Source organism: Thauera sp. 63 (genome assembly GCF_000310165.2).
Taxonomy (GTDB): domain Bacteria; phylum Pseudomonadota; class Gammaproteobacteria; order Burkholderiales; family Rhodocyclaceae; genus Thauera; species Thauera humireducens.
On record NZ_AMXC01000072.1, the window covers coordinates 1 to 2,009 of the forward strand.

2 protein-coding genes are annotated in these 2,009 nt (G+C 68.7%); both read left to right on the forward strand.

What is annotated here, in order from left to right:
- Window positions 1-1,225 (forward strand): IS21 family transposase (gene istA / locus C664_RS19960; RefSeq protein ID WP_004294511.1); only part of this gene is annotated, 1,225 nt, incomplete at its 5' end.
- On the forward strand, window positions 1,225-2,009 hold a 785-nt coding region (istB, locus tag C664_RS19965; protein WP_004294512.1), incomplete at its 3' end, for an IS21-like element helper ATPase IstB. The genes istA and istB, both read left to right, overlap by 1 nt.

Sequence of the window (2,009 nt, forward strand, 5' to 3'; positions counted from 1 at the left end):
GGAGATGTTGGAGCCGGAGGCGGTCACGACGATCGTTCGGTTGGGGCAGTCGGGGTGGGGCGCGAAGCGGATTGCCAGGACGTTGGGCATCGCGCGCAACACGGTGCGGCGCTATCTGAACGCGGGCGGGCCGGTGCCCTACCGGCAGCCGCAGCGCGACAGCGTGCTGGGCGGTCATGAGGCGTGGCTGCGGGAGCGTTTCCTGCAGCACCGGGGCAACTGCGACGTGGTGCGTCAGCAGTTGAGCAAGGAGCTCGGGATCGACACGAGCCTGCGCACGGTCGAGCGCGCGTGCCGTGGGTTCCGCCAGGAGCTTGAAGCCAGTCGCCGTGCGACGATCCGCTTCGAGACTGCGCCGGGCGAGCAGATGCAGATCGACTTCGGCCAGACGCGGGTGCTGATCGGTGGCGAGCCGGTGCGGGTGTTCCTGTTCGTGGCGACGCTGGGCTATTCGCGCCGGGGGTTTGCGTGCGCGTTCCGGCACGAGCGCCAGAGCGTGTGGTTTGCCGGGATCGAGGCGGCCTTTGCGCATTTCGGCGGACGGCCGCAGACGCTGCTGATCGACAACGCCAAGGCGCTGGTCGACAAGCACGACACACAGACGCGCCAGGTTCGGCTCAACAGCCGCTTCGAGGCGTTCTGCCGGCACTGGGACATCGCTGCCCGGGCATGCGCGCCGTTTCGCGCCCGCACCAAGGGCAAGACCGAGAACGGCGTGGGCTACGTGAAGAAGAACGCCATCGCCGGTCACGCCTTCGAGAGCTGGGCGGCGATGGAGGCGCACCTGGCGCGCTGGCAGCGCGAGGTGGCCGATGTGCGCATCCACGGCACGACGGGCGTCACGCCCGCTGAGCGCTTCGACCTGGAGCGCGATCACCTGCGTCCGGTCGACGGGATCGCTCCCTTCCTGCAGGTGCGCGAACTCGTGCGCCGGGTCAATGCCGAGGGCTGCATCGAGCTCGACACCAACGCCTACAGCGTGCCGTGGCGCTTGATCGGCGAGACGGTGACAGTCATCGTCAGCGCCGACACCGTCGTGGTCGAGTACGCCGGCGAGGAAGTAGCCCGCCACGCGGAGCTCTCCGGCAGTCGCGGTCGCAGCATCGAGCGCCGCCATCTGCTGGGTGGATCGCCACCACCGGCCGAGATCGAGACGCCGCCGCCCACCGATGCGCTGCTGCGTCCGTTGGCCGAGTACGAAGCCCTCGTCGGAGGAGGCTGGTGATGCTCGAACCCGAACGACTCGACGAATTGCTCACCCGGCTGCGGCTCACGGCGATCCGCGACCAGCTCGATAGCCTGCTCGACGAAGCCAGCCGGGCACAGATGACGCTGCGCGAAGCGCTGCTGTTCCTGGCCGAGCGCGAGGTCGCCCGACGCGACATGCGGCGCATCCAGATGGGCATGAAGCTCGCCCGTTTCCCGTGTGTGCGCACGCTCGAAGGCTTCGACTTCGACGCACAGCCCTCGATCGATCCGGGGCAGATCCGGGATCTGTCCACCGGTCGCTGGATCGGCCACGGCCAGGCCTTGTTGCTGCTCGGCCCCCCGGGCGTGGGCAAGACGCACCTGGCAGTCGCACTGGGGCGCGAAGCGGTGGATCGCGGCTATACGGTGCTCTTCACTTCGGCAGCGGCGCTGATGGCAGGGCTCACGAAGGCGCACGCCGACGGGCGGCTCGAGGAGAAGCTGTTGCAGCTCTCGAAGCCCAAGCTGCTGATCATCGATGAGCTTGGGTACCTGCCGCTCGAACCGGCGGCCGCGCACCTGTTCTTCCAGCTCGTGTCGCGGCGCTACGAGCGGGCAAGCATGCTGATCACCAGCAACCGGCCGGTCGGCGAGTGGGGACAGGTGTTCGGCGATGCCGTGGCGGCCACCGCCATCCTCGATCGGTTGCTGCACCACAGCCAGGTCATCACGATCCGGGGCGACAGTTACCGGCTGCGCGACAAGCGCCGCAGCGGCCTTCTGCAGAAGGCCGCTGCCCCCACCCCGATCACGTCGGAGAG